The organism is Rhizobium laguerreae, from assembly GCF_019778565.1.
Taxonomy (GTDB): domain Bacteria; phylum Pseudomonadota; class Alphaproteobacteria; order Rhizobiales; family Rhizobiaceae; genus Rhizobium; species Rhizobium laguerreae.
On record NZ_JAAXQT010000015.1, the window covers coordinates 63,042 to 81,052 of the forward strand.

General features: G+C 59.5%; 21 protein-coding genes and 1 pseudogene. 11 read left to right on the forward strand and 11 right to left on the reverse strand.

From position 1 onward, the window contains the following. Positions 1-26: 26 nt before the first annotated feature. From HFO71_RS32925 to HFO71_RS32955, 7 genes and pseudogenes are all read right to left on the reverse strand, one after another. Positions 27-310, reverse strand: a pseudogene (locus HFO71_RS32925) (DUF1330 domain-containing protein). Positions 311-361: 51 nt separating this feature from the next. After that, complete coding sequence (locus HFO71_RS32930; RefSeq protein WP_221969940.1) at positions 362-910, reverse strand: flavin reductase family protein; 549 nt, start codon at positions 908-910, stop codon at positions 362-364. 57 nt (positions 911-967) lie between these two features. Continuing rightward, positions 968-1,717 carry an SDR family oxidoreductase gene (locus HFO71_RS32935; RefSeq protein WP_221969941.1) on the reverse strand — a complete coding sequence of 250 codons (750 nt, stop codon included), beginning with the start codon at positions 1,715-1,717 and terminating at the stop codon, positions 968-970. Between the two features lie 145 nt (positions 1,718-1,862). Next, positions 1,863-2,867: a helix-turn-helix domain-containing protein gene (locus HFO71_RS32940; protein ID WP_376774257.1), complete on the reverse strand. Its 1,005-nt coding sequence runs from the start codon at positions 2,865-2,867 to the stop codon at positions 1,863-1,865. Positions 2,868-2,922: 55 nt separating this feature from the next. Next, on the reverse strand, positions 2,923-3,162 hold the full coding sequence (locus HFO71_RS32945; protein ID WP_221970026.1) for a hypothetical protein: 240 nt from the start codon (positions 3,160-3,162) through the stop codon (positions 2,923-2,925). A 36-nt stretch (positions 3,163-3,198) separates the two neighbouring features. Further along, positions 3,199-3,450, reverse strand: a complete 252-nt coding sequence (locus tag HFO71_RS32950) for an Atu4866 domain-containing protein (protein WP_221969942.1) — start codon at positions 3,448-3,450, stop codon at positions 3,199-3,201. Continuing rightward, positions 3,447-4,013, reverse strand: a complete 567-nt coding sequence (locus HFO71_RS32955; RefSeq protein ID WP_221969943.1) for an invasion associated locus B family protein — start codon at positions 4,011-4,013, stop codon at positions 3,447-3,449. The genes HFO71_RS32950 and HFO71_RS32955 overlap by 4 nt, the downstream gene beginning before the upstream one ends. Positions 4,014-4,153: 140 nt before the next feature. On the opposite strand from HFO71_RS32955, the gene HFO71_RS32960 reads away from it, so the two are divergent. Continuing rightward, complete coding sequence (locus tag HFO71_RS32960; RefSeq protein WP_221969944.1) at positions 4,154-5,053, forward strand: LysR family transcriptional regulator; 900 nt, start codon at positions 4,154-4,156, stop codon at positions 5,051-5,053. Between the two features lie 251 nt (positions 5,054-5,304). On the opposite strand, the gene HFO71_RS32965 is transcribed toward HFO71_RS32960, so the two are convergent. Then, positions 5,305-6,264 (reverse strand): MBL fold metallo-hydrolase, encoded by a 960-nt coding sequence (locus HFO71_RS32965; RefSeq protein ID WP_221969946.1) that lies wholly within the window; start codon positions 6,262-6,264, stop codon positions 5,305-5,307. Positions 6,265-6,356: 92 nt separating this feature from the next. Here HFO71_RS32965 and HFO71_RS32970 point away from each other — a divergent pair, with 92 nt between their 5' ends. Beyond that, complete coding sequence (locus tag HFO71_RS32970; RefSeq protein ID WP_221969948.1) at positions 6,357-7,310, forward strand: LysR family transcriptional regulator; 954 nt, start codon at positions 6,357-6,359, stop codon at positions 7,308-7,310. Positions 7,311-7,634: 324 nt separating this feature from the next. On the opposite strand, the gene HFO71_RS32975 is transcribed toward HFO71_RS32970, so the two are convergent. Next, positions 7,635-8,312, reverse strand: a complete 678-nt coding sequence (locus HFO71_RS32975; protein WP_221969951.1) for a transmembrane anchor protein — start codon at positions 8,310-8,312, stop codon at positions 7,635-7,637. Positions 8,313-8,332: 20 nt separating this feature from the next. Beyond that, positions 8,333-9,064: a HupE/UreJ family protein gene (locus HFO71_RS32980; protein WP_221969953.1), complete on the reverse strand. Its 732-nt coding sequence runs from the start codon at positions 9,062-9,064 to the stop codon at positions 8,333-8,335. A 277-nt stretch (positions 9,065-9,341) separates the two neighbouring features. Here HFO71_RS32980 and HFO71_RS32985 point away from each other — a divergent pair, with 277 nt between their 5' ends. From HFO71_RS32985 to chrA, 9 genes are all read left to right on the forward strand, one after another. Next, the gene (locus HFO71_RS32985; RefSeq protein ID WP_221976926.1) at positions 9,342-10,019 is read left to right on the forward strand and encodes a hypothetical protein; all 678 of its coding nucleotides are present in this window, start codon (positions 9,342-9,344) and stop codon (positions 10,017-10,019) included. Positions 10,020-10,185: 166 nt separating this feature from the next. Next, complete coding sequence (locus tag HFO71_RS32990; RefSeq protein WP_221969957.1) at positions 10,186-10,467, forward strand: metal-sensing transcriptional repressor; 282 nt, start codon at positions 10,186-10,188, stop codon at positions 10,465-10,467. Between the two features lie 9 nt (positions 10,468-10,476). Continuing rightward, positions 10,477-11,769, forward strand: coding sequence for a nickel/cobalt efflux transporter (locus tag HFO71_RS32995; protein ID WP_221988914.1), 1,293 nt, complete (start codon positions 10,477-10,479; stop codon positions 11,767-11,769). Between the two features lie 8 nt (positions 11,770-11,777). Beyond that, a complete protein-coding gene (locus tag HFO71_RS33000; protein WP_312895278.1) occupies positions 11,778-12,206 on the forward strand; it encodes a YqaA family protein in 429 nt (142 codons plus the stop codon). Then, positions 12,206-12,928, forward strand: coding sequence for an urease accessory protein UreH domain-containing protein (locus HFO71_RS33005; RefSeq protein ID WP_221969960.1), 723 nt, complete (start codon positions 12,206-12,208; stop codon positions 12,926-12,928). The genes HFO71_RS33000 and HFO71_RS33005 overlap by 1 nt, the downstream gene beginning before the upstream one ends. 147 nt (positions 12,929-13,075) lie before the next feature. After that, positions 13,076-13,204: a hypothetical protein gene (locus tag HFO71_RS36260; RefSeq protein ID WP_276522917.1), complete on the forward strand. Its 129-nt coding sequence runs from the start codon at positions 13,076-13,078 to the stop codon at positions 13,202-13,204. Then, the gene (locus tag HFO71_RS33010; RefSeq protein WP_221969962.1) at positions 13,201-14,256 is read left to right on the forward strand and encodes a Cj0069 family protein; all 1,056 of its coding nucleotides are present in this window, start codon (positions 13,201-13,203) and stop codon (positions 14,254-14,256) included. Before HFO71_RS36260 ends, HFO71_RS33010 begins: the two co-directional genes overlap by 4 nt. 155 nt (positions 14,257-14,411) lie before the next feature. Beyond that, positions 14,412-15,224: a chromate resistance protein ChrB domain-containing protein gene (locus HFO71_RS33015; protein ID WP_221969964.1), complete on the forward strand. Its 813-nt coding sequence runs from the start codon at positions 14,412-14,414 to the stop codon at positions 15,222-15,224. Positions 15,225-15,229: 5 nt separating this feature from the next. Next, on the forward strand, positions 15,230-16,636 hold the full coding sequence (gene chrA, locus HFO71_RS33020) for a chromate efflux transporter (protein WP_221969966.1): 1,407 nt from the start codon (positions 15,230-15,232) through the stop codon (positions 16,634-16,636). A gap of 76 nt (positions 16,637-16,712) precedes the next feature. Here chrA and HFO71_RS33025 read toward each other — a convergent pair whose 3' ends face one another. After that, the gene (locus HFO71_RS33025; RefSeq protein WP_221976929.1) at positions 16,713-17,990 is read right to left on the reverse strand and encodes an MFS transporter; all 1,278 of its coding nucleotides are present in this window, start codon (positions 17,988-17,990) and stop codon (positions 16,713-16,715) included. Positions 17,991-18,011 lie beyond the last annotated feature (21 nt).

Consider the following 18,011-nt stretch of genomic DNA (forward strand, 5'->3'; position numbering starts at 1 on the left):
CTCCTTATGCGGTAAAGCCGACAGTTTCAGACGCCGTTGATCGCAATGATGCGCGATCCAGCCGCGGCCTGGCGTTGAGCCGCGAGCGGTGCATATTCCGGCAACGCGAAGAGCTCACGGATCGCGTCCTTGTCCGGGAACTCGATGATAAGCATGTTGGTGGCTTTCCAGCCTTCCAGCTCCAGAGGAGCTCATCGAGGGCAATAAGCCTGCCGCCGGCTTTGGCGACGAGCGGCAATGCCTTGGACCGGTAGTCTTCGATCGACTCCATGTCGTGAATGTCGAGATCGACGATGAGGTAAGCAGACATGGTTTCTTCCTTTCGTAATGGGTTGCTGGTGCATTTTGGGGTCGGCGTCTCTCAGGGGAGATGGCGCCATTTGACCATGCGGTCTTTGAGGTCGAGCGTCCCGCCGTCGATGGTGAACGTACCGTCACCACGGTGGTGCATCATTCGACGCTCTTTGCGGCTCTCGTTGATCCAGATTCTCGTCGCCTCAAGGATGAAGAGGTTGTAGGGGTCGCAGAGCCTGGTATCGACAACCCGGCACTCTATGTTGGCCAGGCAGTCGGTGAGGAGCGGGGCTGACACGTCCTTGGCAGGTCGCGTCTTGAGGCCGTACCTCTGGAATTTATCCACCCGATCCCCCGAACAGTTCCCGACGTCGACAACGGTTTCCGCGAGATCAAGACTGGGTACAGCGATGACACATTCTCCGGTTTTCCGAAGAGCCTGATAGCTGTGATCCCAAGGCCCGATGACACAACCGATCAGCGGCGGGTCGTGCTGGATCATCATATGGAAGCCCATCGTCATCACGTTGGGCTTGCCGTTATCACTCGTCGAGACCATGACGATAGGGCCAGGTTCCAGGACGCGATATGCTTGAGATGCGGGTAATTCCTTCATGACAATCTCCCTTTAGAGATCCCTGCATTGATGCAGGGACCCTTCAGGGCCGGTCTGTTACCAACCCTGTTCTACTGGCAGAACGAACAGCTCGGCGACGTCCACATGAGCCGGGGCCAGGGCTGCGAAGACGATCGTGTCGCCGATATCCTCGCCCTGAAGGAAGGTCATCTGGCCGGCCAGCTCATCCATCTGCTTGCGGTAGCCCGGATCTGTGATGTGATCGTAGAGCTCGGTGGCAACCGCGCCCGGCTGGATGCAGGTCACGCGAATGCCATGCTTCTGACCGACTTCCATACGCAGGCCATCAGAGAAAGCCGTGACCGCATGTTTTGTCGCGCAGTAAACCGACAGGCCCTTGAAAACCTTGCGACCAGCGATCGAGGACATGTTGAACACATGGCCGGAGTGCTGCTTGATCATCTGGGGCAGAACGGCAGCTGTCGTGTTGAGCAGGCCCTTCACGTTGACGTCCACCATCCGCTGCCACTCGTCGACCTTGAACTGATCGATATCGGAAAGCGGCATAAGACCGGCATTGTTGACGAGGATGTCGATCGAACCATAGGCATCGATCAGCTTCTTCACGCCCGCATCGACCGAGGTCGTGTCAACCACGTCCATCTCGATCACAAGAGCTTCTCCGCCCTTGGCTTCGATCTGTTTCTTGAGATCTTCGAGCTTGTCGATGCGCCGTGCAGCGATACCGACCTTGGCACCGGCTTCAGCAAGCTTTGCAGCAGTCGCGGCGCCAATGCCACTCGATGCGCCGGTGACCAGTGCGATCTTTCCGTTGAGGTTGGTCATTGTCTTCACTCCTTGTCTTGAAGCCCACCACCGCGGTGGGCGTTTCCTTTTGACAAGGAGGAATTTAAGCCGATCGTCGGCGCCCTTCTCTCGGGGCCTTGCTCGACCTGTCGCGATCTTGCTCGAAAACGCGACAGGTCGAAATTTAGCCTCGCCGATAGTGGCTCGGCGGCAGGCCGGTCTCCCGACGGAAGACCTGGGCGAAGTGGCTTGGGCTTGAATAGCCGACGGACATGCCAATCTCGATGATGCTGGTATCCGTCTCCTGCAGGAGAAGCTGTGCCCGGGCAACGCGCTGGCGAATGAAGTAGCGAGAGGGCGAGAGTCCGGTCGCCTTTTTGAACAAGCGGCTGAAATGGAATTCACTCATGCCCACTGTCTCGGCAAGCTGTGCAAGATTGAACGGCTCGGCCAGATGTTCTTCTAGGTGGGCCACGGCCCGACGGAGCTTGAAGCTGGGCAGCGCATTTTGGCGATCGTCGGGAGCTTCACTGGCGACATAATTCCGGATCAGATGCACGGCGAGACTTTGCGCAAGCCCCTGGATGAACAACTGACTTCCCTTTCCTTCAGCGGTCAATTCCTGATGAACGAGCGCCAGGAGATGTGATAGCTGCGTGTCCTTGCCCCCGGAAATGTCGCGCAAAGCCGGAGGGGCCGCGCAGCCCAGCACGTCATAGGCGACGCGCTCGAACAGCGGAACGGAGAGATAAAGGTGCATGACCTGGAAAGGTGGGTCGCCGATGGCGCGCCAGCGCATCTCGTATGGGGTGGGGGAGCGGGTCAGGAAGAAATCGCCAACTGTGACCGTGTTGGCGACCCAGTCCCCGTCAAGGTCGCGTTCCTCAACGACAGCTTCGCCTGACATCACCCAAACGATCAGGGGCTCCGCGACTGCGGGAACAAGAAATGGCTCCTGCTTGTTGAGACGGGAATAGACCTGCACGAACATGTCATTCCACGCCGGACTATCGCCACTGACAAGCGTGCGACCGGCTATATATTGTTCAAGCCCGAGCGGGGACGTCCGATCGGGCCGAACAGCAATATCTTCCAGTTCAGGCGCCACCGCCGCCGGATAAATGGGATTTCCGGCAATCGCCGGGATGGCGGGCATTACCTTTTGACCGGGTGCTACGATGTTCACCAATGCGGACCCTTTCTGAAACGGAGCGGCACAGCAGCTCTGAACGAGGTGGGGAGCTTCAATGGAACAGCTCGCTGTTCACATCGCCGCCCATGATCACCATAAATGACGCAATGCAGCATTTGGTTTCTTCCGACAGGAAGATGAAACCGGTGTCATTCGTCTCCTTTAGGCAGATAAAGTCGGGATCGACATCACAGGTAAGGATTTCCGGTTTTTCCGCCATGCCGGGGCAATCTAACACCGCGTCGTTTTTCAAAAGCACGCGCTCGCCGCGTGCGAAAGAAAAATGGATCACGCCGACAATGACTATGCCGGCGTGATCAATGTCCGACTACCGCTTGCGATAGAGAACCATCCCGGCATGGTGCAGGACGTCATCGACAAAATCGCCATCGGCCGTAAACCCGGTATCATCCCAATACTCGATGTGATTTCCGGACACCTCGTATCGTCCTTGATAGGCGCTTTCGCGTGAGCCGCGCGCTTCGTCGTAGCGGCCATTCGGGAGCAACTGATGCCGGATGCGGCCGTCTGCGGTCTCCCACATTCCGACATAAGGGTGGGAGGGCGTTGGGGTCGTCATTGTGCTGCCTCCGTCTTGCCGAGGAAAGACTGAATGGTCTCGGGCTCGACGACCCAGGCGTAGTTCAGTTCATGGCGGATCTTCCATTTGCCGGCGGTGCATGTCCAGCCGAGCTGCGAGCGAGCGTCAAAGGCGATAACCTTGCCGTCAAGACGATCAATGCGGCCAACGAAGCCGAGCGTCGTCGAAGCGACGGTGTCGCCGACGATCGCGTCGTGACCTCCGGTCAAGCCGTGGCGAACCGATCGGGCGGCGTTCTGCAACCCCTCCCAGTTGGCGCCATAGCGGGCAGCGTTGTCAAAGAGCTGTGTGCTACCTGGCGCGAAATTGTCGTAGAAAACTCCTTTGGTGTTTTCCAGGTCGTAATACCGGTTCAGCTTTTGCGAGAAAACGAATTTGCCATCACCTTCATTGCGTTCCCAGCCCTTCATGATCCAGTCGGCATGGAGTGCGAGAGGAGCATCGGCGCCGTCCCGAGGGCACGCGCTATCCTGTGCAACGACAGGTCCGGCGCAGATCCCAAGAGCCAAGGCTGCTGCGAGTCTGATCTTGATGTGTGTCATGGGAATATCTCCTTCGATGATCGGTTGTTCTGTCTGCCAGCCGCCAAACTTCACCGGTCGGCTATGGGCAAAAGGTAGACAAATTCGATTGTCGCTTGTATTCCCTTTTCGCTAACGTAATTGGTTAGCAGGATGCGACAATGACGATCGATCTGAACCTGGTTCCGGTGTTTCTCGCGGTCGCCGAAGAGGGAAATTTCAGGGCAGCGGCTGACCGCCTCGGCGTCACACGCTCGGCGGTTAGCCAGGGAATCAGACGGCTCGAGGATATTTGCGGCATTGCACTCGTCAGCCGCACGACCCGCAGCGTGCGGTTGACGGAGGCGGGCAATCGCTTCCATGAAACCTTGTCTCAACCAATGGCCGAGGTCAGATCCGCCTTCGAGAACGTGGCGGGTGACGCCAGGCCCGGCGGCTTGCTGCGGATCGCGGTCACATCAATTGCCGAACAATTTCTTTCCGGCCCGCTAATCGCGTCCTTCGCAGAAGCGCATCCCGGCATCACGATCGACGTCACGGTGACCGACGATATCTTCGACATCGTAGCAGCCGGCTTCGATGCAGGGGTTCGGCTGGGTGAGGTGATCGAGCAAGATATGGTCGCGGTGCCACTCACCAAAGAAGAGAGAGAAGTGGTCGTCGCGACGCCGGGATATTTTGAGGTCCACGGAACGCCCCGCCACCCTCGGGAACTCGTGCATCATCGCTGTATCGGGTGGCGTCCGTCTCCAAGTGCTGCGCCGTATCGATGGGAGTTCGAGGAGGATGGCATACCTTTCGATGTCGCCGTCGAGCCGCAAATCACCACAAACGATCTGTATCTGATGGTACGGACCGCGCTCGCTGGCGGCGGGATCACATTCGCGCTGGAAGAGACGTTTCGTTCATACATCGATCGCGGCGAGTTGATCACGGCGTTGGACGACTATCTGCCGCCATTTCCAGGGTTCTTCCTCTACTTCCCCAATCGCCGAAATATGGCGCCCAAGCTGCGCGCGCTCATTGATCACGTTCGCGCGTACAGACTGACGTCGTCCTAGCTGCAGTGGCTAGAGCTAACTGGGTTTTGTGCGTCGCGTTGGACGCCTATAACACCCTGCAATTCCCTGGTTCGGCGGGCCCAAACCAGGTGCGGGTGACGCCGATTGGTGAGAATGGGCACGCGTCTCCAAAATCTAAGACTGGGCAGGAACCTCGGCGAAACGACGTTCGTCACTGCGGAAGAAGAGGCTGTTGTGGAGCCCCTTCAAGGATCCGTCTGTTTCACTGGATGACAGCTGGCTGTCATCCCTTAAGTGTAGTTGATGGGCAGCCAATCGTAATTCGTGCTGTCTTTGCGGACATGGCCAATGCCCGGAAAGGCGATATGAGCGCCTGCCACCAGATATTTGCCTGCCACCGCCTGCTTGAACGCGATGTCGCGTGCAGCCACGGCGGCGTTCTGGTCGATATCGAATTCGATGGCGACGCCGGGTTCATCGAATTGCAGGATATCGCCATGGGTGATGTCGCCCCAGAATACGATCTTCTGGCCTTCGCTTTCCACTGTGATGGCGCTGTGACCCGGCGTATGCCCCGCGTAAAGAATGGAGCCCAGACCTGGAACGGGCGCTTCGTTGTCTCCGAAGGTTTCGAATTGTCCGGCTTTCACGTAAGGCGTCACGCACTGATCCGCCTCGCCAAAATGCTGCTTGACGATGCCGGTCGCCGCCTTGGCGTTCTCCGGACTCAGCCAGAATTTGGCCTCCCGTTCATTGACCCGCAATGTGGCATTCGGGAAGGTGGGTTTGCCATTGCTCATCAACCCACCGGAATGATCGGTGTGGATATGGGTGAGGACGACATCGTCGATGTCATCCGTCTTATATCCTGACGCCTCGATGTTGGTGACGAGTTTGCCGAGCGATGGCCCGAGATAGGCACCGGTGCCCGCATCGATCAGTACCAGTCGTTCGCCGGTGTTGACGAGGAAAGCGTTGACGGAGGTTGGTACGCTCTCCGGCAGAAAGGCATCCTTCAGCGCGCTCTGCGCGTGCTGTTCGCTGGTGTTGGTGTAGAGCTTTGCCAGCTGCAAAGCAACGGTGCCGTCGGATAGGGCCGTGACCTCGGCTGAGCCGATCTTCAGCCGGTAGAAAGCGGGTGCCTGAATAGCGGCAAAGGGTGCCTTGGCCAAGGCGATTGATGGTGCGACGAAGGGTGCTGTGACCAGGCCCGTCAGAGCGCTTTTGAGGATGGAACGGCGGGATGGCATGGGTTTGCTCCTTGGGTGAGGGTGCGGAACGCTTGCAAGTTCCTGCCCATCAGCTAAGGATGCGTCGGTCAGCAATCAAATCGATACGATTCATGCAAGTCATCGATCATTTCAATCTTCGTTCATTCGACCTAAACCTTCTCGTGGCCTTCGATGCTATGATGGAAGAGATGAGCGTCACCCGAGCAGCGCAGCGGCTGAAAATTCAGCAGCCTGCCATGAGCCACAATATATCCACCCTGCGGACGCTGTTTCAGGATGAGCTTTTCATCCGTGTAGGACAGGTGATGAAGCCCACCGCACGGGCGCTCAATTTGTCTGGTCCGGTGCGCCAGGCTCTGCGGCAGGCACAGGCGGCGGTGTTGATGGCGGACGCATTCGATCCGGCCACCGAGCAACGCACATTCCGGCTGGGACTTTCCAGCGAGGTGGAACTGTTGTTGCTACCCGATCTGACCGCTCAGTTGCGCGATATAGCGCCAGGCATACGCATTCTGGCCCGTGGTGGTGATGCGGCAGAGGTCGACGCGATGCTGGACGCGGGCGTCATTGATCTGTCTGTGGGGTGCAGCTATCTGCCGGACTCACGCCACCATTGCGAGCCGCTGTATCAGTCCAGCGTATTATGCTGTTTCAATCCGCAATTGCTAAAGGTTTCAAATCCGGTGGGCTTGGATGCCTATATGGCCGCACAGCACGCGGTGATTTCGCAGACTGACAGCCTGCATGGCTGCGTTAAGGATGCGCTGGACCATGCAGGAGCAGAACTGGAAGTCGTGGCCGCAGCTCCCGACTTCATGTCAATATTGACCACCGCGCGTTCATCTGCGGTGATTGCCACCGTATCCTCGCGCATTGCGCTGCGTTACGGGCCGCTGTTGGGGCTTGAAGTCAGCCCGGTGCCACTGGCGCTTTCTTTTCCACCGGTGGCGATGGTCTGGCCCCTTCATATGGACAGCGATCTTGGCTGCGCCTGGTTGCGGAAACAAATCCGCGAGGCAATGCTGACGACGACTGGGGGTAATGTCGCGGATATTGCGGCCTGACGTTCCAAAACAATCAGCGTGTGTCTGAAGGCCTCGCCTTGAACCGACTCGAACCGTCGACCCGCCCGTCACTTTCTTAAGCTACTGAAATGCCAGCTTTCTGCGCCTGGATGTCTGGGCCGCCGAAAGATGTTTGCGGTTCATGAGACGATGCGCCGGAGGCTATGCCCTCTGAAGGCTCTCAGTCATCTGCGTCCGGAGGATCGACCACATCGTCTTCCCTCAGCGGGTCGGGGTCACCTCCTTCAGACCTGCAGCATCATCGGTCTCTGGAGATGTCAGAGTGAGGAGACGGCGCGACGAAGCCGCGCCGTCTATATCTGATTACATCATGCGCTTGATGTCGCTGTAGGCTCCGCTGGTCTTCAACGTCACTGTGACTGGGCTGCTGGTGCGATTTCGCCAGAACCAACCGTGCTTTCCGTCGAAGGCGGCTTCCAGTTCGCCGGAATCGGTGGGCTCCGCGCGGCCCTTCTTGTAGCTCGTCGTCTTTCCGCCGTCGCCGTCGGCATGCATGTCATAGTTCACGCCGCCGCCCTGGGCCGTCCATTCGTATGTGGCCTTTGCGCCCTTCGACATTGTCAGCTTGATCTCCGTTGCCTCGCCGGGCTGCAGGGTGACGGACATCTCATCCTTTCTTGTCGCCGCCTGGGCGTAGGCTGCCGAGACCCCGAACTCGCGGATAATCCGGTCGAGAACGCTCGAACCCTGCTGCGGCACGGGTTGCGTGGAGTTCTGAGACGTCGACGGCTGGACTGGAACGGGCTGCCCCCCGCCGCCCTGACGATCCATCTCCGCTTCTTCGGCGAGCTGTGTCTTGATCTCGCCCATCTCGGTCAGACCGAGCACCGAGCCGACCCCGGTCGGATCGATGCCGTATTCCGAGGGAAGGACGACGGTGACGAGGATCGCTCCGGCGGCAATTGCAGAGATGACGGTGGACTTCACGAGCTGCGCCGAGGTGGGCAGGTCGTCAGTCTTGGGAGCCTGGGAATTGAACATGTTGTTTTCCTTTTCTGGAATCAGGAGACGAAATAACCGGTGAGCTGATACCCGATCAGCACCCATCCGGCGGTCATCATGATGACGTTGGCGGTGTAGGCGTGGCGCAGAAAGCTTCCTGTCTTGCGCCAGTAGCTCATGCCGATCAGGATGATGGCCAGAGCGATGAGCTGGCCGACCTCGACGCCGACATTGAAGGCGAGCAGGTTCGGGACGAGCCCGTCCTTGGCTATGTCGTATTCGAGGATTTTGGTCGCCAGACCGAGGCCGTGGAAGAAGCCGAAGATCAGCGTTGCCAGCTTGGTGTTCGGCTGGAAGCCGAGCCAGCGCTGGAAGGCTCCGAGGTTGTCGAGAGCCTTGTAGACGACCGACAGGCCGATGATGGCGTCGATCAGGTACGAGCTGACGTTCCAGCCATAGTAGACGCCGAGCAGCATCGTCGTCGAATGGCCGACGGCGAACAGGCTGACGTAGATGCCGATGTGCTTCAGCCTGTAGAGGAAGAAGATCACCCCGAACAGGAAGAGCAGGTGATCGTAGCCGGTCACCATGTGCTTCGCACCCAGGTAGATGAACGGGATCAGATGGATGCCCGATATCTCCTGGATATAGCCTTTATCCCCTTCAGCGACCGCATGGGCGGCGGCGGCTCCCGCAAACAGCAGCAGGGACAGGGCGACGAGCGTCAGTAGGAGTGCGAACTGCCGGGTTTGCGAACCGAGCAGCGCGCCTCCGAAGGGAGGTGCTTTCATAATTGGATTTCCATGTACGTGTTGAACCAGCCGCCGGGGCGGCGTCGGATCACGTCATGGAGCGCGGAGGTCTATCGATTCCATATAGCGGACCGCCAGGAAGATTGAGGTCCGCCATCGGTCGGGATGAAGATCGCGTTGCAGGCGGCAGAACGTGAGCAACCACCACTAGGCCCGCCTTATCGTGGGTGTGATCGGCGTGATGATGGTCGGTTTCATCGGACGTTTCATCGGCGACATCCCAGACATCGTGAGAATGGCCGCCGTGGTCGTGTGAGTGAACGCTCTGACTTACGAGCAAGGCCTTCCCGTGAAGGTCCGGGGAGTGAGATGCCTGCTTGGCGAAGAGGAACAGGAAGGCCAACAGGAAGGCCGAGAATACGACCAATGTCCGAGCTGTTCCGGTTTTGAAGCGAAGCATCATAGTATGCACATAACCCGCCGACCACGTCGAAACAAGGACGGCTTGTCATTTCCGCTGGACAAGACATCGTTTCGGCATGATCACCGTATTCACATCGAATTCTTTACGAGCACGTGGTTTGGAAGAAGGTTGATGACATCGATCAGGCTGATATCGGCAGCCATTTTACTCATGGCATCCATGGCCCCGGCGGTCGCCGCTCCGGCCGACGAGGCTCCTCGGGACCTCGCCAATACGTCATATCGGCACCTGAACATGGCCTACATGTGCCGTCAGGCAATCGGCATCTCGCAGTTCCGCGAGGCCAGAATTGCCGTTGAAAATGTCCTTCGGATGACGGGTCTGCCTGCTGACGCCGCTATGTCCTCTGTGGACAATATGGTGTCGCGCATCATCGCCGCACCTCAGTCGACCCCGCCTGCGTTCAACGAGTGCATTGCCCGTATCGCCCGGACGCGCCAGGCGCTTCTTGTCTTGAGGGCACAGTTCCACCAACTCGCCGACCACGGTCTCGATGCCGACCAACCTTAGTCATCCTTGTCCGGACTGGTTTCGTTGTGCGTGGCGGCTGCGGGTCAAATCCGCCGTCGTCAGGTAGTTGAGCCTCGTCACCAGGTTTCGAAAGATACCTTCCCCTAAAGTCCGTACCGCTGAAAGGAGTATTGCCTTATCCACTCCAGGGGGATAGGTAGCCCATATGACAGAACACGAACATACACACGAATCCCATCCGGAAATCGTCAAGCGGCTGAAGCGGGCCGAGGGGCACCTGAAGAGCGTCATCGCGATGATTGAAGCTGGTAAACCCTGCCTCGACATCGCCCAGCAGCTCCATGCGGTCGAGAAGGCGATCATCAACGCCAAGAGGACGCTGATCCAGGATCACCTCGACCATTGCCTGGAAGATACGGTCGGCGCTCTTCCCCGCGAGCAGCGCCAATCTATCGACGAGTTCAAGGCGATCACCAAGTACCTCTGAGGTTGCCCGATGCCAGAATTTTCCCAGTTGCTCACCCAAGGGGCGGCCAACGCCTGGCTGTTCATTCCGAGCGCTATCCTGCTCGGCGCTCTCCACGGCCTTGAACCGGGCCACTCGAAGACGATGATGGCCGCCTTCATCGTCGCGGTCCGGGGAACCGTCGGCCAAGCGGTGCTGCTCGGCATCGCCGCCACCATCTCTCATACAGCCATCGTCTGGGCTATCGCCTTCGCGGGCATGTATATCTGGCAGGGTGTGGACGCGGAGACCTTCGAGCCATACTTCCAGCTCGCATCGGCAGCGATCATCATTGCCATCGCGCTGTGGATGCTGTGGCGTATCTGGCAGGACCAGCAGATGGCAAAAGAGGCGGCGGGACATGTCCACGGCGGGCATCATGGCCACCATGGCGGCCACGACCACGGGCATTCTCACGGCCATGACCACCATTCGCGTGATCACGATCACGATCATGCACACGGCCACGCCTCAGAAGGTCATGGTCGCTCGCACGCTGCCCATGCTCATGGCGATATCCGCCGTGTCGACACCGGACATGGTCTGATCGCCCTCGAGGTCTTTGAAGACGGCGTGCCGCCGATATGGCGTCTGCGCAGCGAACGCGGGCAAACCTGGAAGGCCGAGGACGTGAAGATCACGACCGAACGCCCGGATGGCTCGCTGCAGACATTCGCCTTCACCGACAAGGGCGGCTACCTGGAATCCACTGCCGAAATTCCCGAGCCTCACGAGTTCATGGCTCGCCTGAGCCTGGGCCACCGCAACCATACGCATGACTACGACCTCTCGTTCGTTGAAGGGGAAGGCCACGATCACATGCACGAGGAGCTGCGCGGTCTCGAGGTCGGCACGGACGGATATCAGGACGCCCACGAACTGGCCCATGCGAATGACATCCGCCGCCGTTTCGCAAACCAGAACGTCACGACCTGGCAGATCATCCTGTTCGGCCTGACGGGCGGGCTGATCCCTTGCCCCGCGGCGATCACCGTGCTGCTGCTCTGCCTGCAGCTTAAGCAGTTCACCCTCGGGTTCGTTCTGGTGCTTTGCTTTTCGATCGGGCTGGCCATCACGCTCGTGACCGTTGGCGCTCTCGCGGCTCTCAGCGTTCGCCACGCAACAAAGCGCTGGAGCTGGTTCAATACGGTTGCTCGCAGGGCCCCGTACGTTTCGAGCCTGCTGATTATCGCCGTCGGCATCTATGTTGGCATCCACGGCTGGCAGGGCCTGAATGCCCAGGCCGGGGACGCCCCGCCGTCCTCGGTTACGCAGCCGACGTAGGGCTGAGAGTGGGCGGCTATGTCGGTCTGTTTGTGGCAGCGTTGATCGCCGCCACGATCTTTCCAGCTCAGTCCGAGGCGGTCCTCCTCGGGCTGATCCTGAGCGGTGACTATTCTGTGGTGGCACTAACAGCGGTCGCGTCTGTGGGGAACATTCTGGGAGCCGTCGTGAACTGGCTCCTCGGCCGTGGATTGGAACAGCTCAAGGACAAGCGCTGGTTTCCCATCCGGCCGGACAAGCTCGTCCACGCCCAGCGCTGGTATCAGCGCTACGGAAAATGGTCTCTGCTCGCGAGCTGGGTGCCTTTTGTCGGAGACGCCATCACCGTGGTCGCGGGCGTCATGAAGGAGCCGCTTCCGATCTTTATCCTCCTGGTCGGCATTGCCAAGACCGCGCGCTATGGCATCCTCGCCGCCGTCACCACGGGACTGATCTAATGTGGACCTGGATCATCGGCTTCCAGAGGGAAATCTACCTCGCATTCGCCGACCATATCCGCGCCTTCGCCGAGGGCGGCAGCCTCGCGGCTTTTCTCGCCTTCCTGCCGATGGGCATCGCCTTCGGCTCCGTCCACGCGATGACACCGGGCCACAGCAAGGCGCTGCTGGCCACCTACCTTGCGGGATCGTCGGCCGGGATGTGGCGGGCGCTGCTGACTTCGATGGCATTGTCGTTTACCCACGTGTTCGTATCGGTCGCCATTGTTCTTTTCTCGCTTCCGTTGGTGAACATGATGTTCGGAGGCAGCGGTCCGGGATCATCGCCCGTCCTCGAAAACCTCAGCCGTGGCCTGCTGGGGGTGATCGGCGTCTGGATGATCTGGCGCGCCTTCTCGAGGCGCAGTCATGCGCACCATGACCGCGAGGGCATTGCCGTGGGAGTAGTGGCAGGCCTCATTCCATGCCCGCTGACCCTCTTCATCATGAATTTCGCGGTCCTGCATCAGGTCGTCTTCGTGGGAGTCCTATTCGCGGTTTCGATGATGGTGGGGATTGCGCTTACGCTGGCGGTCGTGGCTGTGGCGGCCGTCCGGTTCAGAAGCCGGATCGCACGACTGCTCGAGACCCGACCGAGACTGCTCGACTATACCTCGAAGTCGCTGGAGACCCTGGCCGGACTGGTCCTGATTTCCGTGGCCGCCATCGAGCTGTCGCGGTGAATTTGATGCGGCTTATGCATTCGGTGGAATGAGACGCTTGACATCCAGTGCGAGTGCGGCAGATTCCAACGTATGGGGTTGCGATCACCCCACGAGGCCACGGCTAGAGAATCGCGTCCATGAACCCGCAACAACGGAGGACGCGTTATGCCGTCATTTCTTGAAATCACACCTGACAAACTTGGCCGCATCCCAGGGGCCGGGCTGTTGACCGCTCTGGCGGCGAGCGCTGTCGCCGGGCTGGCCTATGGCCTGACGTTGGGAGCGCATTCATGACGAACTCGCCTCCACGTGTTGCGATCGTCTGGCGCGGCGACCGGGAAGCCCGGCGCGCGGCGACGCCACAGAACAACCGCTTCCACCGGATCTTCGAAGAACTCGCGGCAGTCGGCCTTGCGCCGGAGCCCGCCGTCTTCGACGAAGAATTCGCCGACGAGGTCCTCGAACAGCTCCTTTCAGTCGACGCCGTGCTTGTCTGGGTGAACCCGCTCGACGATGGAAAGACGAGAAAGATCCTCGATCCGCTTCTGCGACAGGTGGCGGAAGCCGGCCGATTTCTAAGCGCGCATCCGGACGTGATCCTCAAGATGGGCGTCAAGGAGGTGCTCTATGAGACCAGGCATATGGGCTGGGGCGTTGACACACGTCTCTATCGCACCGCGGCAGACTTCCGCCAGGCGTTCGTTCCAACGTTCCTGGCCGCCGGGCCGCGCGTGTTGAAGCGGAACCGCGGCAACGCCGGGCAAGGTATCTGGAAGGTCGAACTCGCTGGAACGCCCGCCGGCGATGCGACCTTGATCAGTGTCCTGGAAGCGAAATCCGGCAGTGTCCCTGAAACCATCGATCTTTCAGACTTCATTTGCCGCTGCGAAGCCTACTTCACCGAGGGTGGCTGCATCGTCGATCAGCCGTTTCAGTCCCGTCTGCCCGACGGCATGATCCGCTGCTACATGTCTGGAAGCAGGGTCGTGGGCTTCGGACAACAGTTGGTCAAGGCGCTGGTGACGCCGCCGTCGGGACCTGGTCGTGAGCCACTTCAACCCGGTCCACGCATCATGCATCCAGCATCCGCAGAACCGTTCCAGACCTTGAGGACAAGGATGGAAAGCGAGTGGACGCCTGAGATGTTGTCGACGCTTGGGATCGAAGCAGCGTCGTTACCGATCATCTGGGACGCCGATTTCCTCTACGGGCCACCAGACGCTTCAGGCAACGACACCTACGTTCTCTGCGAGATCAACGTCAGTTCCGTCTTCGCCATTCCTGACGAAGCCCCTGCGGCGATTGCGCGCGCGATGGCGATGCGGCTGCACCGGCCAGCAGTGTAGTTACCGTATTGGACGCGGCTTTTGTTCTTCCTTGCGTACTTCGCCTTGACATTTGATGTCAGTATTGCAGAATCCCGGCCATGGGGTTGCGATCACCCCACGAGGCCACGGCTAGAGAATCGCGTCCATGAACCCGCAACAACGGAGGACGCGTCATGCCGTCATTTCTAGAAATCACACCAGACAAACTTGTCCGCATCATCGGCACGCCCAACCTGCCGACGATCATCGACGTCCGCAACGATGAGGATTTCGGAAGTGATCCTCGGTTGATCCCCGGATCGGTCCGCCGCGACTTTCGCCGCGTCACCGAATGGGGCCCTGAAATATCCGGTCCTGCCATCGTCCTCTGCCAGAGAGGACAGAAACTCGGCCATGGAGTCGCGGCATACCTGCGGACGATGGGAAAGGACGCCGAGACACTCGAAGGAGGATTTGAGGCCTGGCGCGACGCGCAAGGCATCCTCGTTCCCGAGGACAAGCTTCCCCCTCGCGACATGCAGGGACGCACTGTCTGGGTAACCAGGGCTCGGCCGAAGATCGACCGTATCGCCTGCCCATGGCTGATCCGCCGCTTCGTCGATCCATCCGCAGTGTTTCTCTTCGTTCCCGCCCCCGAGGTTGCGCTCGTTGGAGACCGCTTCAACGCGACTCCCTTCGACATCGAGGATGTCTTCTGGAGCCACCGCGGCGAGCTATGCACTTTCGACGTGATGATCGAGGAATTCGACCTCAACATCGAGGCTCTCCTGCGCCTGGCCACGATAGTACGTGGTGCCGATACGGCGCGACCGGACCTCGCTCCTGAAGTGCCGGGCCTGCTCGCGGTATCACTTGGCCTCTCGCGCATGTTCGATGACGATCTTGAACAACTGGAAGCGGGATTGACGATCTACGACGCCTTCTACCGCTGGTGCCGTGACGCGACCGACGAGACCCATAACTGGCCCAATCCAAGGAAGGGGTGACGACTATGACCGACCTTACTAAAACCGAAGTCGAGAACGGTTCCGAAGCCTCGGGGGATGTTGTCCCCTTGGCGGACGCAGTGAAAGTCTGGGCACGGGTTGCGGCACTCAGCTTCGGGGGCCCGGCGGGACAAATTGCCGTCATGCACCGAATTGTCGTCGACGAGAAAAAATGGGTGGGAGAACATCGCTTCCTCCACGCCCTCAACTACTGCATGCTTCTGCCAGGTCCAGAGGCTCACCAGCTCGCAATCTACATCGGCTGGCTACTCAACAAGACCAAGGGCGGCATGATCGCGGGCCTCCTGTTTGTCCTGCCGGGCTTCATCTCGATCCTGGCGCTCAGCTACATCTACGTCCTGTTCGGAAACCTGACCTTTATCGAGGGAATGTTCTTCGGCCTGAAATGCGCCGTGCTCGCGGTCGTCATTCAGGCGGTCTTCCGGATCGGCAGTCGCGCCCTCAAGAACAAGGTAATGATAGCGCTCGCGGCGGCTGCCTTCGTGGCGATCTTCTTCCTTCATGTGCCGTTCCCGTTGATCATCATCGCCGCTGGCATCATCGGGTATTTCGGCGGTCGCGCTGACATTGCCGCGTTCAAGGTCGGTGGCGGTCACAAATCAGGCTCCGGGAAGATACTGGAAGACAGAGACTCCGTCCTCGGCGAAGAAATTCCAGCTCATGCCCGACCAAACCTTGCGTGGTCGTTGAAAACATCGGGCGCTTTGGTTGCACTCTGGCTGCTGCCGGTCGCAGCACTGCTGCTCACGCTCGGCTGGAACAACGTCTTCTCGCAGATTGGCGTGTTCTTCAGCCAGATGGCGGTTGTCACCTTCGGAGGTGCTTACGCCGTGCTGGCATACGTAGCGCAGGAGGCGGTCGAAGGTTTTGGATGGCTGCGGCCGGGCGAGATGCTGGATGGGCTCGGAATGGCGGAGACGACCCCGGGGCCGCTCATCATGGTCACGCAGTTCGTTGGCTTCCTTGCCGGCTACCGTGATCCCGGCAGCATCAATCCATTGATAGCCGCTACTCTGGCCGCCATCCTGACGACTTGGGTGACGTTCCTGCCGAGCTTCCTCTGGATTTTTGCAGGCGCGCCATTCATCGAGAAGATGCGGGGCAACGCGGCTCTCAGCGGGGCGATGTCGGCGATCACCGCCGCCGTCGTGGGCGTCATATTGAACCTTGCGATCTGGTTCGGCCTGCACGTGCTGTTCAACGAGGTGCGGGCGGTCTCCTTCGGCCCGTGGACGATGGATATTCCGGTTCTCGGCTCCGTCGCGATACCATCGCTAGTCCTGACCGTGCTGGCCGCTATCGCGATCTTCCGCTTCAAGCTCTCGGTGATCACGACACTTCTTGCGTCCGCTGTTCTTGGCATCATATGGACCTTTATTGCAGCGCGGTGAATTTGGCTGAAGGTCAGAGGCCTTTCCAAGTGGCTTCACTGACATCGGCCGTCTACCCGATGCCGACCTTCACAGCTCACCGCTTGTTGGCCCGGCGGCGTTCGAGACGCTCGATCTCTTCTTTGGGTCGGACGTTTCGGAAGGTCTGCCAGATGATCAGATCGTACCCAATCTTTATCGCTCCAGCGACGACGAAGGGCAGGCCCAACGATGCCGAAGCGAAGGCGGCGGTGCTGATTACGGGCGAGATTGCGGATGCAGCCGCCCTGGCGACGTTGGTTATACCGGCCGCCGGAACGCATTCGGCTGGATCGACTATCGCCATCATATAGGATTGACGAGCCGGCACATCCATCTGCGATACCAGCATGCGACCCACGAACAGGGCGATCGCGATCTCAACGTTTGGCGCCAGCGGAACCATCATCAGCATGATGTTGGAAGGGATGTGCGTCCACACCATGGTGTTGAGCAGTCCGATCCTCTCGGCCAAGACGGGCGCGAGCAACATGGAGAGCCCCGCCACCAGGTTCACCGCAAAAAACACGGATCCCAGCGACATGAGATCGAGGTCCCAGCGCAGGTGGAACCAATAGGCGACCACAGACTGCACCACTAAGCCGCCCGCAAAGGCATCAATCGCAAACAGAGCGCTGAGCTTGAAGACCACAGCCTTGCTCCGATCCAGGCCAAGATAGCGGCTGGCGCCGTCAACCCGGCTCAATTCCACCGCGGGCGACAGAATGCCGAACAGGAGCGCGTTGGCGACACCAGCCAATCCATAGGCCACAAAGACGATCTGAAGGCCATCGCCTAGAATTCCCGGAAGCATGGATGATCCGGCAAACCCGGCGAGCAGGCTGCCAATGGCTGCGGCGATGTAGGCGGCCATGTTGTAGATCGAAAAGGCCCAGGTGCGATGGGCAGGAGACACGACCTGCGGAAGAATGGCCTGGTCGATCGATTGGAACGGTCCGACTTCGGAAGCCGTGGCTGAAATCGTCCCGGCGAAGGCGGTGATGACCAGCAGCCATACCTCATTCGTGATTGCAAAGATGAAGCCGCTCACGGCCATCACCAGCGCCATTACCACGACCGTGCGGCGACGACCGAAGCGGTCGGCGGTAAGCGACCATATTATATTGGCGGCAAGGGATCCGACGAGTGCGCTGGTCAGGACAGCGCCAACCTCGAGTGCCTCGAGTCCAATACGTTCGAGGTGGATCGAGAGCACCGTTGCGAGTGCGCCGTAGGCCGCGCTGCGCAAGATACGCGCGATGAGGATCCACCAGGCATCGGCAGACAGGCGCTTGGTCGTTTCGCGGACAGTTGGAGAAGCGTTGCTGGTCATCATCCTGTCTTTTTCTTTGAGTGC